Below are 14,451 nucleotides of genomic sequence, written 5' to 3'. Positions count from 1 at the left end.
TCCACCGTGGTGGCCCTGGCGCAAACCGAAGTCCGCTGGCGGATCCCCATCGCCATCCTGTCGGGCGAGCTGACCTGCATCACAGAGTCACCGGCTTACCAGGCACCCGACCCGATTTCCCGTCACCGAGGAGGCCGACGCAGCCGACCTGGCATTCCTGTCGGGGATCTTGTGACGTACCAAGTCCGGACTGCGCATCTACTGGGTGTGCGGTTCAGGGGGTTTGGAGCGGTTGCTACCGTATTTAGCCGATGTGGTGGTCGAGTCGATCGAATGTGCGGCCAGTACGGTCACGTTCTGCGCGTACTCCGCAGGGCCGACGGTGCGGTGCCCAAGATGCGGGGTGGTGTCGTGGCGTGTGCACGGCCGGTACGCGCGCCGGCTCGCTGACGCGCCCGTCGGCGGAGTCCCAGCGGTGATCGAACTCGTGGTGCGCCGGTTCAAGTGCCTCAATCCGCAGTGTCCAGCGTTGACGTTCGCCGAGCAGGTCGAGGGGCTGACCAGCCCGCATGGCCGGTACACGCCGCGGCTGAGCGCACTGCTCACCTCGATCGCCGCATGTCTGGCGGGCCGGCCGGGTGCGCGGCTCGCAACCCGCGCTAAGCATTCGCGTCGCCAAGGACAAACTGCTGGACCTCCTCCGACGGTTACCGGAGTTGCCGCAGGCCGGCGTGCGCGTCCTCGGGGTCGACGACTACTTGTCCCGATCCGTGGAGTCAGGAGGAGGTCGATTCGCCTGGTCGTAGGCTTCCTGCGACGCTGACACGTCGCCGAGGTGCGCAATCGACCATTCCTGTAGTGCGCGCAGTGGCTCGCGCAGGGTGCGGCCCGCCTCGGTGAGCGCGTACTCGACGCGGACCGGAACTTCGGGGTAGACGGTGCGGCGCACGAGCCCGTCTCGTTCGAGCCCGCGGAGAGTCTGGGTGAGCATCTTCTGCGAGACGCCCTCAATGCGTCGGCGCAGCTCTGAGAAGCGAGCGCTGCCGTCCCAGAGGGCGCCCACTATGAGCACCGTCCAACGGTCGCCAATGCGATCCAGTATGTGGCGAGTCGGGCAGTCCGCGCGGTAGGGGCTGCCGTGGAGCACCGACTCGGCCTGGGTGGTTACCACAAAGTGCCTTCTTCCCATTGGAGAGCTGCATTCATACGGTAATCGCAACGCGTCCGTCCGACGCCACCCGTCCCGTAGAAAGGCACGTCGTGTCTCGCATTACCGTCATCGGCGGCACAGGCTATGCCGGTTCGGCCATCGTCGCGGAGGCCGCTGCTCGCGGTCACCAGGTCACCGCACTGAGCCGCTCGCTCCCCGACGCGCCCATCCCGAACGTGACCTATGTCCAAGGCGACGCCACCGACGAAGCAACGCTCTCGGCATCCATTGAGGGCGCGGACGTCGTAGTGGGCGCACTCGCCCCACGCGGCCCGCTGGCCGGCACCTTCCGCGACGTCTACCGCACCATCGCGCGTCTGGCCGATACCGCAGGCGTACCCCTGTTCGTCGTCGGCGGCTACTCGTCGCTGCGCCCTGCACCCGGGGCGGATCGCTTCGTCACCGACCTCAGCCACATCCCCGCAGAGCTCCACGAAGAGATCCGCGCCGGGGCGGCGCTCATCATTGAGGACCTCCCGGCCACGCCCGCGACACTCGACTGGGTCTTTGTGAGCCCGGCGCTCAGGTTCGGCGCACGTATGCCCGGCGAACGACTCGGTCGTTATCGGCTCGGCGACGACGTCGCGGTCCAGCCCGAGGACGGCGGCGCGATCTCCGCCGCGGACTACGCCCTCGGGCTCGTCGACCTGATCGAGAAAGGCGACCACCACAGGGCACAGGTCAACCTCGGCCACTGAGGTGATCCCAGCGAGATTCAGTTCGCTGTCCGGCGCTCGAAGCGTGTGATGACGAGGGCGGTCCGGGCGGTCTGAAGGAATCCTTCTGGGGACTGATCGCGACGTGTTCGAGCGCGTTCCAGCACTCGGTGAGGAAGCCGCGCTCGCCGAAGCCACAAAGGCTGCGCGGGATGAGGCGCCCCGGGTCCCATCCACAGCTGAGGTAATCCGGAACCGAAGTGCGTTCCAGGGACGTGCTCGAAACCGCCCGCGCCCGCGCTCTCGCCGAAATGGGCCTGCCCCAACCCATCGCGCAGTTAATGGCCGACGCCGACCAGGGCATCCGACGCGGCGGCCGCTACACCGACAGCGGCGACCTCACCCGCCTGAGCGGACAGCGGACAACCTCGCTCGCCGCCACTATCACCACAGCTCTCACTGCCCCCGCCGCGGCCTGACCGGCTGGCGCCCGAGCGTAAGGAAGACATGCTCCATCATGGATGATGAATATGAAAAGACGCACTACCGGGGATTCGGACCCGTCCGCGGCCTGCCGATCCAGGACGCCCGGGTGGATCTCTCCGCCTTTCCCCCGGATCTCCAGGCGGTAGTGCAGGAGTCGTTCCCGCCCGTGCTCGAGAGGGCGAAGGAGCCGCTGGTCGGCATCACGACGGACGGGCACGTGGTACCCGATCTTTTCTCCCTCCGGGACACCGGCTGGAATCCCGAGCCCGCGAGGAAGGCGGCGACCGCCTTCCTCGACCGCCTCACTCCCGCGCAGCGCGAAGACGTCCTATTCGCCGTCGACGCGGACGAATGGCGTATGTGGATCAATGCCTTTCCGAACTGGGATCCGCACGGCCTGCGCCTGGAGGACCTTGAGCCCGCGCAGCGCGAGCGTGCGCTCGCGATCCTCGAGGCATCCTTATCCGCCACCGGCTTCTCCGACGCTCGGACGGCGATGAAACTCAACGCCGCGCTCGGCGAGCTGATCGACCAGTACCGCGACACCCTGACCGAATACTGTTATTTCTTCGCAGTGTTCGGCACCCCCTCGACAACGGAGCCGTGGGGATGGCAACTGTGGGGCCACCACCTCGACGTGCACTGCTTCATCATCGGCCGGCAGATGGTCCTCACCCCGACCTTCATCGGCGCCGAGCCCACCGAGGCCGACCGCGGTACCCACAAGGGCCTGCGCCTGTTCGACGAGCAGCGGACGGCCGGTCTCGACCTGCGGCGCAGCTTGCACCCTGAACAGGCACGTCAGGCCGTTCTCTACACATCGATCCGGGGGCAGGACCTGCCCGCCGAACTCGCCGACCCGGTCAACGGCAGGCACCTGGGTGGCGCCGCCCAAGACAACCGCGTCATCCCCTACGCGGGGCTACCGGCCAGCGGACTCTCCCACAGGCAACGGGAGTCGCTGCTCCACTTGGTGAAGACCTACGCGCAGCGACTCCCGGACGGTCCCGCCGCCGCGTTCATGGAAAGCATCGAGCAGCATCTCGACGACACGCACATCGCCTGGATCGGCGGGAGCGGCGACGATGACGCCTTCTACTACCGCATCCACAGCCCCGTCGTCCTGATCGAATACGACTGCCACCAAGGTGTCTTCCTCGACAACGACCAGCCCGAACCGTTCCACGTCCACACCATCGTGCGCACCCCCAACGGTGGCGACTACGGACGCGACCTGCTGCGCCAACACCTCGCCCGCCACCATCCACGGCAACGCAGCGGACGCTGACCACCACTCGCCCGACCCAGACCGCGCCGAGCGCACCCATGCGCGGGCGGCACAGGTGCTTCGCTCGGCGGCGCCGACCCTGGCCCGCCAGGAGGTCTGGGCGCACCTGATGGTGCACAACTGCCTGAACCGGATCACCGTCAGAGTGGCCGGCGGTGAGCGGTCAGCAGGTCGCGGTAATCGGTCCAGGTGAAGCTGCGTCTGCCGCCTCGCTTGTGGTCGACGTGCCGCTTGGGCCGGTAGATCAGGCGTGAGCGTTCCCCGGCTTGTGGCACGCCAGGGCGGCGATGGAGAAGCGGCGCTGGGAGCATCCCCGCACCCGGATGACGGGTGTGTGTCCACGCCTGGCCCAGGTGCGGGAGGCCCGCCACCGCGAGCCGATCCTCTTCAGGTGGCCGCGTATCAAGCTGGCGAGGTAGTTCAGGGTGGCGCTCGACAGCGGCAGGCGGGCGGTGTAGGCAAGGCCGTCAGGGCCCCCGACGGGGCTGGCGCTGTTCTTCACAAAACACGTCAACTGCCGTCGGAAGCCCAAAGGCAGGGCAGACGATCTCCACCATGGACACCCGCCGCCGACCAGCACGAGCAAGGCAACTCGCCCGCACACCAGCCCACCTCACCCTGCACATTTCACGATGCACGGGTCTCACTGGACGTGCGGCGCATGCCACGCCGTGCACGACCGCGACCACAACGCAGCACGTAACGTCCTCTTCGAAGGACGCCGAATCGTCGCCACCGGACGGGTGGAGACGCTAAACGCCTGAGGAGTGCCGGTAAGACGGGCACACGTGCCCGCACAGCGCGTTGAAGCAGGAAGCCCCCGGATGGGTCAGACGACCCAGGCCGGAATCCCTGGACTTTAGGCCAGGGCGCACGTCAACTGTTACGGTGTGTGGCCGGTGACGCCGTACGTGCCGGAGCGCGGGGGCAGTAGGCGGTGGCAAGGCGGCACCTGCGCTCTCACGACGGCAAGGACGGCGTTATGACGGCTCACCAGGCGTCCTCGGCCTCCGAGTGGATTTACCGGCTCACCGCCGACCACGCGGACACTCGGCCCGCCCCGGCTAGCTCGGCGCAGAGCATCGCCGAGGCCACGGATCGCCTCGGCGCCGAGCCCGTGGCGTGGGCTGTCGCGCTTAGCGACGAGCTCGCCCGGGTCGTGATCCGCGAAGTCCCCGAACTGGGAGGCGGAGCAGGGCCCTTCGATACGCTCCGGATGGGTGCCGAGGCCGCGACGCTGCACGCGCTGCTCCTGCTGGCCGACCCCGAGACGGATCCAGTGGCCGACCGGACAGTCCCGGAGGAGTCCCTGCTGGGAGACCGTGAGTTCGCCCGGCGACGCCTCGGCCTGGACAAGGTCCTGCGCGGCATTCGCGTCGCACACGCGGCCCTGACGCGCGCCCTGATGAACGCGTGCCAGGAACTTGCTCCGCCGTCCGCACGCGCGGAGCAGTTCCGCCGTGTCTCCGAGCTGCTCTTCGACTTCGTGGACACGTTCTCCTCCCGGATGACCGCCGAGTACCTCTCCGAGCACGACCGCTGGGTCACCAGTGGCGCCGCGGCCCGCGAGGAGACTGTGCGCTCGATCCTCGACGGCCGACCGGTGAAGCTGGAAGCCGCGAGCGAACTGCTCACCTACCGGCTGGAGGGCCATCACCTCGCCGTCATCGCCTGGTGCGACAACCCGGCCCCGGACGTCACCGATGACCTCCAGCGAGCGGCGGCCGAACTGCTGCACCAGCGCGGCTGCACGTCGACCCTGGTGCTGCCCATGGGCCGCACGACCGTGTGGGCGTGGGGAGATCCGGGCGCCTCGGCCTCCACGAGGAAGCCCGCCACAGCCGGGTACCCGGACGGCTTCCGCATCGCCTGCGGTTCCGTACGTCAGGCACTGCCGGGATTCCGCCAGTCGCACGAGGACGCCGAGCACGCCGCCCGGATCGCGCACCTCAACCCCGCCGGTACGGGCCCCGTCGTGGACTACCCGGACGTTGAGCTGGCGGCCCTGATCTCCGCCGACCTGCCCGCGCTGCGACGCTTCGTGCGCGACGAGTTGCGGGAACTGGCGGCGGACGACCAGCACGCGGACCGACTGCGGCGGACGCTGCGCATGTATCTGCGCAACGAGCGCAGCCTGACGGTCGCCGCCGCGCAGTTGCACGTGGCGCGCAATACCGTCACCTATCGGGTCAAGCGCGCTCAGGAAGTGCTCGGGCACGACCTGGCGGCCCGGTTGCCCGAACTGATGACGGCCCTGGAGGCCGCGCAGACGCTGGGCCCTGCCGTGCTCCGGCCGCAGGGAAGGGACGCGCCCGCCTGACCGTGCTCCGGCCGCGCCTGCCCGTTCCGGACGACCGTGCCTGACCAGCCCGCTCAGATCAGGAACGTGACCTGCTCCTCGATGTGCAGGAGCGCTCGCCCGTACAACTCGCCGGCGATGGCCGGGTTGACCAACGCGTGCCGGCTGCCCGTCTCCTGGTCCCGCCAGATCCGCTGTAGCGGATTGGCCTCGGCGAAGCTGCCGGCGCCCTGAATGCTCAGGAGCAGGTCGAGTGCCTCACGGGAGCGGCGCGCCACATATCCGGTGTCCATGCGCACCCGGGCCCGCGTCTCGAACGGCATGTGCTCGCCGCGGGCCGCCCAGCTGTCGATGTCGTCGGCGGCGCGCATCAGGTGCAGGCGGGCGGTGTCGATCAGCTGGGCCGCCTCGGCCAGCCGGATCTGCGTTGACGGGGCCTCCCTGGCGCGCCCGTAGAAGGTGTACGCGATGCCCCGTCCTTGGGCGAGAGAAGCGGTGACCACGTCCATCCCGGCCTGGGCCAGGCCCACCTGCGGGCCGGCCAGCACCAGAGCGAGCACCGGGACGAGCGCCGAGCGGTACAGCGCCTCGTCCTTGTGCTCGGTCGGGCAGGTGCCCTCCACGGCCTGGGTCACCGACATGATGCGGTGCGCGGGCACGAACACCTCGTCAGCGACGAGGGTGTTGCTGCCCGTGCCCCGCATGCCGGCCACGTGCCAGGTGTCCTCGATCGTCAGCTCGTCCATCGCGATGAGGGCAAAGCCCTGGTCGGTCTGGCCCCCGGAGACGTCGACGACGGGGATGCCGAGGCACGCCCACCGGGAATGCAGACTGCCCGAGGCGTAGCCCCAGCGTCCGGTGACGACGAGCCCACCCTCGACCGCCTGGCTGGTGGCGCTGGGAGCGAGCACTCCGCACACCCGCGCGTCCGGGTTACCGCCCCACACCTCCTGCTGGGTCCGCTCGGGGTAGAGCCCGACCATCCAGTTGCACACATTGATCAGGGTCGCCACCCACGCCGTGGAGCCGCATCCGCGAGCGAGCTCGGAGGTGACCTCCAGGAAGGTCCTGAAGTCCGCCTCGTGACCGCCAAGCCGCCGAGGCACGGTGAGCCGGAACAGCCCGGCCTCGGACAGGGCGGCGATATTCTCCTCGGCCACCCTGCGGTCCGCCTCGGTGCGAGTGGCGTTCTCCCGCAGCAAGGGCACCAGCGCCGCGGCACTCTCCGTCAACGCCGATGCGGGGGTGGTGGGCGCGGTGGTCGTCTGCGGGTCGGCCGTGCTCGTGGGGCTCGTCGTCATGGGGTCCTCCGGCGGTTCGCGGCGCAAGGGGCGGCGTCTCTCGTGGCAAGGGTCGCTGCCGCGATTCCACGCCGGGCGGGTGTCGCTGTCGTATGTCCCGGGCCGCAGAGTTCGTCCCGCTGTTTGGGCCGCCGGACCAGTTCGGAGGCATCTTGGCCCGGGCGCCCAGGATCGCGCGCGTAACTTGGGCGCCGAGCCAATGGCAGGCGCGGGCAACCGTGGATTCACTGGGCCGAGACCCGCGCCGCTGACGCTCGCGAGCAAACGCACACGGCGCATCGCCCGGCTCCCGCTCCCCTGGAGGTCGCTGTGTCCGCATCCGCCCTTACCGCAACGGAGCCGCCCGCCCCCGCAACCGACACCGCCGTACTACGCCGCGTACTCGGCCACGTGCCGACCTCAGTGTGCGTGGTGACCGCCACCACACCGCAGGGCCCGGTAGGCGTCACGGTGGGCAGCTTCACCTCCGCCTCCCTCGAACCGCCTCTCGTGGTTTTCTACTGCGGTCGGCAGTCGGCCAGCGCAGAGGGGATCATCCGCTCGGGGCGCTTCTGCGTGAACGTACTGGCCGAGGACCAGCAGCAGGTGTGCGCGGCGTTCGCCAGCCAGACGGCGGACCGTTTCGCCGTCGGCGACTGGGAGCCGGCCGACCACGCCGGGCCGCGTCTCGGCGGAGCGGCGGCCTGGATCGAGTGCGACGTCGAGGACGACTTCCCCGCGGGCGACCACACGGCGGTGGTGGGCCGGGTGCGGTGTCTGTCCGCTGCCAGCAGGCGCCGCGAACCCCTGATCTTCCACCGCGGCCGATTGGCCCGCCTCGACCGCGCCCGCGCCATACACGTGCCCACCCACTCCTTCGCCTGGTGGGACATCTGACATCGCGATCCCGGGTCGTCAACCGAAGCGGGGTGATCGTGGCGACCCGGACGACTGAGCTGCCAGCGAGGCGACGAGGTGCTCGCTCGTGACGCCAAGCGAGCCATCGGCCGAGCGGCCACCGGCCACCAAGGCGTCGCTGGAGGGTTCCGGGCCTTCGTGCGCTGCGGCATCCCGGCTGAGCCGGCCCACACACTCGTGCCTCGCAATCAACAAGCTGACCCCGCCGGCTCGCGACCACAACAGACGCCACGAATCACAACAGACGCCACGACCACACGCAGGAGACAACGATGAGCATCATCCTGGATCGTCCGAACACCACCGATGCCGCGCGCGAGCTGCGGGCCGACCTCGTCGAGCGCACCGCGCAGCTGATGCCCCTGCTCTCCGGCCACGCCGAACAGGCCGACCGGGAGCGCGACGTGCCCGTGGACAACGTGGCCGGCCTTACCAAGTCCGGTCTGCTCTCGATCCTGCGGCCCGCGCGCTTCGGCGGCCTGCAGACGGACACCCGCACGAGTCTGGAGGTCTCCCGTGAGGTCGCGCGGGCCTGCGGCTCGACGGCGTGGGTGACCACCCTGCTCAATGTCTGCGACTGGTACGTGGGTCAGTTCCCCGCCCAGGCCCAGGAGGAGGTCTGGGGCGGCGGAACGGCTGACCTCGACACGCACGTCGCCGGCGTGCTGGCCCCCACCGGCACCGCACGCCCGGTCGAGGGCGGCTTTGTCGTCAGCGGGCGCTGGAGCCCGGCCTCCGGCTCCGCTCACGCCTCGTGGGCGCTGCTCGGGGTCTCCCGTCCCGACGCCGAGGGCACGCAGGACGCCACCGGCATCGTGCTCGTGCCGATGGCGGAGCTGACGATCGAGGACACCTGGTTCGTCACCGGAATGCGCGGGACCTCGTCGAACACCCTGCACGCCGACGCGGTGTTCGTGCCCACGCACCGCTTCCACTCCGCGCCGGACGCGATCGAGGGCCGCTACGCCACCCCCTACGACGGCGAGGCCCTCTACCGGGCGGCCTACGTGCCGGTCTCCGCCCTCGTGCTCGCCGGTCCGCAGCTCGGGCTGGCACAGGCAGCTCTCGATCTGGTGGTGGAGAAGGCCATGCGGCGCCCGCTGACCTACACGTACTACGCGAGCCAGGCCGAGGCGCCGACAACGCAGCTCGCCGTGGCGCGCGCCGCCTCGCTGGTGGACTCGGCGCAACTGCACGCGTACCGGGCCGCGGCCGAGATCGACGAGGCCGCCGAGTCCGGCGTCTACCCGGACTACGACACCCGCGCCCGGATGCGGATGGACACCGGTGTCGCCATCACGGAGGCCCGCGAGGCGATCCGCATCCTGTGCTCCGTCCACGGTGTGGCGTCGTTCGGCGAGTCCAATCCGCTGCAGCGGATCTGGCGCGACAGCGAGGCGGCCAGTCGCCACGCCCTGGTCAATCCCGAGGTCAGCACCGAGGTCTACGGCAAGGCACTGCTCGGCGTCCGGGGCACCGTCACCGACCTCGTCTGAGAGTCCCCTGCCGACTCGGGCAACGCCCAGGAGGAGAACCACATGAATCGGATCGACGTCCACCAGCACCTGCTGCCCCGCGTGTACCTCGACGCCCTCGACGCCCTGGGCACGGACGGGCCGGACGGGGTGAGCTGGTCATCGAGTGTGCTGCCCTCGTGGAGCCCGCAGGGCGCGCTCGCGATGATGGACACGCACTCCATCGGGACCGGTGTGCTCTCGCTCTCCGCGCCCGGTACACACTTCGGCGACGACGCCGCCGCCCGTGAGCTCGTGACGCGCGTCAACGACCTGCATGCCGAACTGGTCAAGGACCGTCCCGACCGCTTCGGGATGTTCGCCGCGGTCCCGCTGCCCGACGTGGACGGCGCGCTGGACGCGATCGCCCATGCCGACGACGACCTGCACGCCGACGGCGTGGTGCTCCTGGCCAACCACCGAGGCACGTACCTCGGCGATCCGGCCTTCGAGCCGGTGTTCGCCGAGCTTGACCGCCGCCGCCTGGTGGTTTTCATCCACCCCGCCGAGTTGCCTGGACCAGGCGTCCCCGGCCTCACCGCGGCGCTGGCCGACTTCCTGCTCGACACCACCCGCGCGGCGTTGAACCTTGTTCTGCACCGCGTGCCCGAGCGTTACCCGAACCTGACGATGATCCTGTCGCACGCCGGCGGTTTTGTGCCGTATGCCGCCGACCGCTTCACCGAACTCGCCAGCTCCAGCCCGCTGTTCGCCTCCGGACTGAGCGAGGACGAGGTCCGCGAGGGCCTGCGCGGCTTCCATTTCGACACCGCGCTGTCGGCCGGACCCAGCGCACTGCCCAGCCTCCTGAGCTTTGCCAAGCCGGGCCACGTGCACTTCGGCTCCGACTTCCCCTACGTCGACGACTCCGGCGTCGGTCGCTTCGCCGGCAAGCTCGAGGCCTACGACACGGACCCCGCCACTCGCGCCTCGATCGACCGCACAGGCGCCGAGACACTGTTCCCCCGCCTCGCCTGAGCCGGGCAAGTGCCGGGGCCACGGGCCACCGAGCGGCTGCTCGGAGCCGTGGCACCGAACGTCAGCGACGCGAGCAGCACCGAGATGCCGACGGGCGAGGGGCCGGGCCCCGTGGCGAGCGGGGCTGGTGGACAAGGGTCTGTCTGACGCTCGCATATCTCCCTGTTCGTCGTCCATCCCGGTCCGTTCGCTCACCGGCCCGCTCTTCGCGTGCCGGCAGTGGTCGCTGCAAGGACCGTCGTCCGTTCCCTGTCAGGAGTGCTTCCATGCGTATCGCCAACCTCTCCGGCCGCCTGGCCTTGATCGTCGAGGACCGTGCGGTCGATGTCGAGCAGGCCAGCGCCGGCCTGTTCTCCGCCGACCCACAGGCCGTCTACGAGCGCTGGAACGAGTTCTGCTCCTGGGCGGCCGGCGCGGACCTGCCGACGGGCAAGCCTTTCGAGGCGAGCACGCTGGGGTCTCCCGCACCCGCCCCTCGCCAGATGCTGGCGATCGGCCTGAACTACCGCGACCACGCCGCGGAGTCCGGGTTCGTCACTCCCGAGGGGTTGCCTCCGGTGTTCACCAAGTACGTCACCAGCGTCAGCGGCCCCGTCACCGAGGTGCACCTGCCGCCGGGCGGGCACACCGACTGGGAGGTCGAGCTCGTCGCCATCATCGGCAGCCGCGCTCAAAAGGTGACCGAATCCGACGCCTGGAGCCACGTCGCTGGACTCACGGTGGGTCAGGACATCTCCGAGCGCATCGTGCAGTTGGCCGGCCCCGCCCCCCAGTTCAGCCTGGGCAAGTCCTTCCCCGGCTTCGCCCCCATCGGCCCGTGGCTGGTCACTCCCGACGAGTTCCACAACCCCGGCGACCTCGAACTGCGCTGTGCCATCAACGGCGAGGAGGTCCAGAAGGGCCGCACCCGCGACCTGATCTTCTCGGTTCCCGCCCTGATCGCCGGCCTGTCCGCAGTCCTGACGCTGCTGCCGGGCGACGTCATCTTCACCGGCACCCCAGCCGGCGTCGGTTTGGGCCGAGACCCGCAGCGCTTCCTGGCCGCCGGCGACGAACTCGTGTCCACCATCGACGGCATCGGCGAACTGCGCCAAACCTTCGTCGCCTGACCCGCTGGCCCGACGGACAAAGGAGTCCCTCTCATGGCACTGCACCGCCTCACGTCCATCACCATGGGCGTCCCCAACCCGGCCGAGACAGCCGCGTACTACACCGAGTTCGGCCTGGAACCCGACGAGGAAGGCTGGTTCGCCTCGCGGGACGCGGGCCGTCAGCTGCGCATCGTGCACACCGCCCACCGTCGCCTGATCGAGGTGCGCATCGGTGCCGACACCCGCGACGATCTGGCCGCCGCCGCATCACGCCTGCACCGTCTGGGCATGGCCAGCGACACTTCGGGCAGCACCCTGACCGCGTACGACAAGCCCACCGGAGTTCGCGCCGTCCTCGAAGTCACCCCCCGCCTCCTGGAGGAACCGATCGCAGCCACCCTCTACAACGGGCCCGGACGCGCTGACCGCACCGACCAGCGCGCCCCCGGTGTACTGCGTACCGACCGCGTCCGCCCCCGCAAGCTCGGCCATGCCGTCCTCGGCACCACCGACTTCGACGCGACCACCGTCTTCTTCCGCGACGGCCTCGGCTTCAAGGCCTCGGACTACATCAAGGGCCACGGGGCGTTCCTGCGCTGCTCCACCGACCACCACAACATCCTGGTCCTGGCCGCCCCGGTCGCCTTCCTGCACCACTCCTCCTGGCAGGTCGACGACATCGACGAGGTCGGCCGCGGTGCCGCCGCCATGCTGGAAGACCATCCCGACCGCCATGTCTGGGGCCTGGGCCGCCATCACGCCGGTTCCAATTTCTTCTGGTATCTCAAGGACCCGGCCGGAAACTTCAGCGAGTACTACTCCGACATGGACTGCGTCGTCAACGACCAGCTGTGGACCCCGGAAGTCCTCGAAGGAGCCAAGGGTCTCTTCAACTGGGGCCCGCCGCCCCCGCCCTCTTTTCTCGCCCCCGAAGACCTCGCCGCGCTCATGACCGGCACCCACAGTGAGACGCGGTAACACCATGAGCAGAGAACCTCAGACCATACCTGTGCACGATGTGGCGAGGCTTGAGGTGGCGGTGCGAGGGAAGCTGGAACCGCTGCGGGCGAAGATGACCAAGCTCGCCGATCGTGGCTGGCTGCACAAACGGCCCGACGAACGGTTCACCGCACGCCGGTAGCCACACCGGGACGGTGCGTCGGGGCGTAGGCCGTTTCTGATGGCTCTTGGACGGTGTCGCGAAGCCAGATGACGATCGCGGTAACGGTCAGGGTGCCGTTGAAGATGTAGTCGCGTTTGTCGTACCGGGTGGCCACGGCGCGGAACTGCTTCCACTTGTTCACGCACCGCTCGACCGCGTTGCGGCGACGGTACTGGGTCTTGTCGAAGGCCGGGGGCCGACCGCCGGAGCGTCCGCGGCGCTTGCGGTGGACCCGCTGGTCGTCGGGCTGCGCGATGGTGGCCTTGATGCCGCGCCGTCGCAGGTAGTCGCGGTTGTTGCGGCTGGAGTACGCCTTGTCGCCGCGCACCCGGTCCGGCCGGCTGCGCGGGCGGCCCGGGCCGCGGTGCTGGATGCGTAAGCCGTTCAGCACCGCGGCGAACATCGGGCTGTCCCCGCGCTGACCTGGCGAAGTCAGCCAGTGCAGCGGGTGGGCCCGGTCGTCGGAGAGCAGATGCACTTTGCTGGTCAGCCCGCCCCGCGAGCGTCCCAACGCCTCGCGCCCATCTGCCTCCTCACGGGCCCCGCCCCCTTTTGCGGGTGGTCGGCCGGAGGCTTGCGGGGCGCCCCGGCCGCGTGCTGATGCGCCCGGCAGGAGGTCGAGTCGATGTTCACGGCCCACTCCTGCCGGGACACCTGGCGGGCGAATGCCCCGTCCGGGTCACCGGCATCTGCCTCGATCTGCAGCTCCTGAAGGCGTCGGCGAACTCGACACGGTCAAGACCGGCCGCTGACCTACTGGGCGATGCGACGGGTGGTGCAGCGAGCCCAGCAGAACCTGGGCACCAACTGGACACCTCACGACCTGCGCCGCATTATCTCTGCTTAGTTTCCGTGTTGCGATTGACTCCAACTGGGTTGGTGGACTGGTGGTTTGGGCTTTGCGCTGAGCCGTGTGGTGTTTCTACTGTCGGCGCTCGTGATCCTGAGTTTCTTCTCTTCCCGGGGCTGGGAGTCCTGGGACATCGAGCACCGGCCGCTGATCCGCCAGGGGATGCCCGTGCTCGTCGACGACGATCTGTGCTTCGAGGACGGTCCGGCCGCGCCACGTGCGACGGCGGTCGTGAACCGGTGGTTACGTGAGCTCCCGGCCAGCGGGGCGCCGGCGCCGAGCTCGTGGGAGAACTACGCTCGCGTCCTCAAGGAGTGGACGGAGTTCCTGGCTGACCACGGGGTGGAGCTTTTCGACTCGCGGGAACGGTTGAAGGCGGGCCTGAGTCGGTACGCCGAGCACCGGGCAGCGGGCCCGCTGAAAGCCCGGTTCGCGGCAACGACGTGGGGCCAGCACATGAGCATCCTGTCGCTGTTCTACCGGCGGGCGATCAACGAGGGGTACGCGACGGCCGAGCCATTTACCTACCGGGCCGCGCGGGCTCTGTTCGCCGGGACCGGCAGGGAAGTGAAGGTGAACCTGGCAGTCCACCGCACGCCGAAGCCGTATGTGACGATCAAGTACCTGGAGCCGGACTTCACCGAGCTGTTCCGCAAGGGGCTGCACGGGCTGGCCCCGGACGGGTCGGACGACACCGGCTGTGGCCTTCACGGTGTGCCGACTCTCCGACGGAGGGGGAACTCGTTCGTGAAGCGGTCGGCGGGGAGTGCCCCGTCGCT

General features: G+C 69.5%; 15 protein-coding genes and 2 pseudogenes. 13 read left to right on the top strand and 4 right to left on the bottom strand.

What is annotated here, in order from left to right; all coding sequences use genetic code 11:
* Positions 1–205: 205 nt before the first annotated feature.
* Complete coding sequence (locus tag ACT2CW_RS37030; protein WP_445519740.1) at positions 206–763, top strand: transposase family protein; 558 nt, start codon at positions 206–208, stop codon at positions 761–763.
* Here ACT2CW_RS37030 and ACT2CW_RS37025 read toward each other — a convergent pair.
* Positions 695–1,111, bottom strand: coding sequence for a winged helix-turn-helix transcriptional regulator (locus ACT2CW_RS37025; protein ID WP_325115468.1), 417 nt, complete (start codon positions 1,109–1,111; stop codon positions 695–697). The two genes, ACT2CW_RS37030 and ACT2CW_RS37025, sit on opposite strands and share 69 nt — an antisense overlap.
* 89 nt (positions 1,112–1,200) lie before the next feature.
* Between ACT2CW_RS37025 and ACT2CW_RS37020 the strand changes: the two genes are divergently transcribed.
* The 3 genes from ACT2CW_RS37020 to ACT2CW_RS37010 all read left to right on the top strand — a co-directional run bounded on the left by ACT2CW_RS37020 (position 1,201) and on the right by ACT2CW_RS37010 (position 3,580).
* Positions 1,201–1,848 (top strand): NAD(P)-dependent oxidoreductase, encoded by a 648-nt coding sequence (locus tag ACT2CW_RS37020; protein ID WP_445519739.1) that lies wholly within the window; start codon positions 1,201–1,203, stop codon positions 1,846–1,848.
* Between the two features lie 233 nt (positions 1,849–2,081).
* Positions 2,082–2,285, top strand: coding sequence for a hypothetical protein (locus ACT2CW_RS37015; protein WP_445519738.1), 204 nt, complete (start codon positions 2,082–2,084; stop codon positions 2,283–2,285).
* A 38-nt stretch (positions 2,286–2,323) separates the two neighbouring features.
* Entirely contained in the window at positions 2,324–3,580 is a 1,257-nt protein-coding gene (locus tag ACT2CW_RS37010; protein ID WP_445519737.1) for a DUF3500 domain-containing protein, read from the top strand.
* A 158-nt stretch (positions 3,581–3,738) separates the two neighbouring features.
* Here the strand turns inward: ACT2CW_RS37010 and ACT2CW_RS37005 are convergent.
* Positions 3,739–4,025, bottom strand: a pseudogene (locus tag ACT2CW_RS37005) (hypothetical protein); the annotation flags it as partial.
* 187 nt (positions 4,026–4,212) lie between these two features.
* Here ACT2CW_RS37005 and ACT2CW_RS37000 point away from each other — a divergent pair.
* Positions 4,213–4,344, top strand: coding sequence for a hypothetical protein (locus tag ACT2CW_RS37000; RefSeq protein ID WP_445519736.1), 132 nt, complete (start codon positions 4,213–4,215; stop codon positions 4,342–4,344).
* Between the two features lie 218 nt (positions 4,345–4,562).
* The gene (locus tag ACT2CW_RS36995) at positions 4,563–5,900 is read left to right on the top strand and encodes a PucR family transcriptional regulator (RefSeq protein ID WP_445519735.1); all 1,338 of its coding nucleotides are present in this window, start codon (positions 4,563–4,565) and stop codon (positions 5,898–5,900) included.
* Positions 5,901–5,953: 53 nt separating this feature from the next.
* On the opposite strand, the gene ACT2CW_RS36990 is transcribed toward ACT2CW_RS36995, so the two are convergent.
* Positions 5,954–7,180 (bottom strand): acyl-CoA dehydrogenase family protein, encoded by a 1,227-nt coding sequence (locus ACT2CW_RS36990; RefSeq protein WP_445519734.1) that lies wholly within the window; start codon positions 7,178–7,180, stop codon positions 5,954–5,956.
* Between the two features lie 390 nt (positions 7,181–7,570).
* Here ACT2CW_RS36990 and ACT2CW_RS36985 point away from each other — a divergent pair, with 390 nt between their 5' ends.
* The 6 genes from ACT2CW_RS36985 (at position 7,571) to ACT2CW_RS36960 (ending at position 12,801) form a co-directional block, all read left to right on the top strand.
* Entirely contained in the window at positions 7,571–8,056 is a 486-nt protein-coding gene (locus ACT2CW_RS36985) for a flavin reductase family protein (protein WP_445519733.1), read from the top strand.
* A gap of 293 nt (positions 8,057–8,349) precedes the next feature.
* The gene (locus ACT2CW_RS36980; protein ID WP_445519732.1) at positions 8,350–9,573 is read left to right on the top strand and encodes an acyl-CoA dehydrogenase family protein; all 1,224 of its coding nucleotides are present in this window, start codon (positions 8,350–8,352) and stop codon (positions 9,571–9,573) included.
* 42 nt (positions 9,574–9,615) lie between these two features.
* Positions 9,616–10,569 (top strand): amidohydrolase family protein, encoded by a 954-nt coding sequence (locus ACT2CW_RS36975; RefSeq protein WP_445519731.1) that lies wholly within the window; start codon positions 9,616–9,618, stop codon positions 10,567–10,569.
* A gap of 266 nt (positions 10,570–10,835) precedes the next feature.
* Entirely contained in the window at positions 10,836–11,678 is an 843-nt protein-coding gene (locus ACT2CW_RS36970; protein ID WP_445519730.1) for a fumarylacetoacetate hydrolase family protein, read from the top strand.
* A gap of 33 nt (positions 11,679–11,711) precedes the next feature.
* The gene (locus ACT2CW_RS36965) at positions 11,712–12,638 is read left to right on the top strand and encodes a VOC family protein (protein ID WP_445519729.1); all 927 of its coding nucleotides are present in this window, start codon (positions 11,712–11,714) and stop codon (positions 12,636–12,638) included.
* A gap of 4 nt (positions 12,639–12,642) precedes the next feature.
* Positions 12,643–12,801 (top strand): hypothetical protein, encoded by a 159-nt coding sequence (locus ACT2CW_RS36960; protein WP_445519728.1) that lies wholly within the window; start codon positions 12,643–12,645, stop codon positions 12,799–12,801.
* On the opposite strand, the gene ACT2CW_RS36955 is transcribed toward ACT2CW_RS36960, so the two are convergent.
* Positions 12,785–13,333 carry an IS5 family transposase gene (locus ACT2CW_RS36955; RefSeq protein WP_445519727.1) on the bottom strand — a complete coding sequence of 183 codons (549 nt, stop codon included), beginning with the start codon at positions 13,331–13,333 and terminating at the stop codon, positions 12,785–12,787. The genes ACT2CW_RS36960 and ACT2CW_RS36955 overlap by 17 nt on opposite strands.
* A gap of 501 nt (positions 13,334–13,834) precedes the next feature.
* On the opposite strand from ACT2CW_RS36955, the pseudogene ACT2CW_RS36950 reads away from it, so the two are divergent.
* Positions 13,835–14,161 (top strand): annotated as a pseudogene (locus tag ACT2CW_RS36950) (site-specific integrase); the annotation flags it as partial.
* Positions 14,162–14,451: the final 290 nt, after the last annotated feature.

It is taken from the genome of Streptomyces sp. NEAU-174 (assembly GCF_052665095.1).
This window is presented reverse-complemented; position numbering and strand designations above follow the sequence as displayed.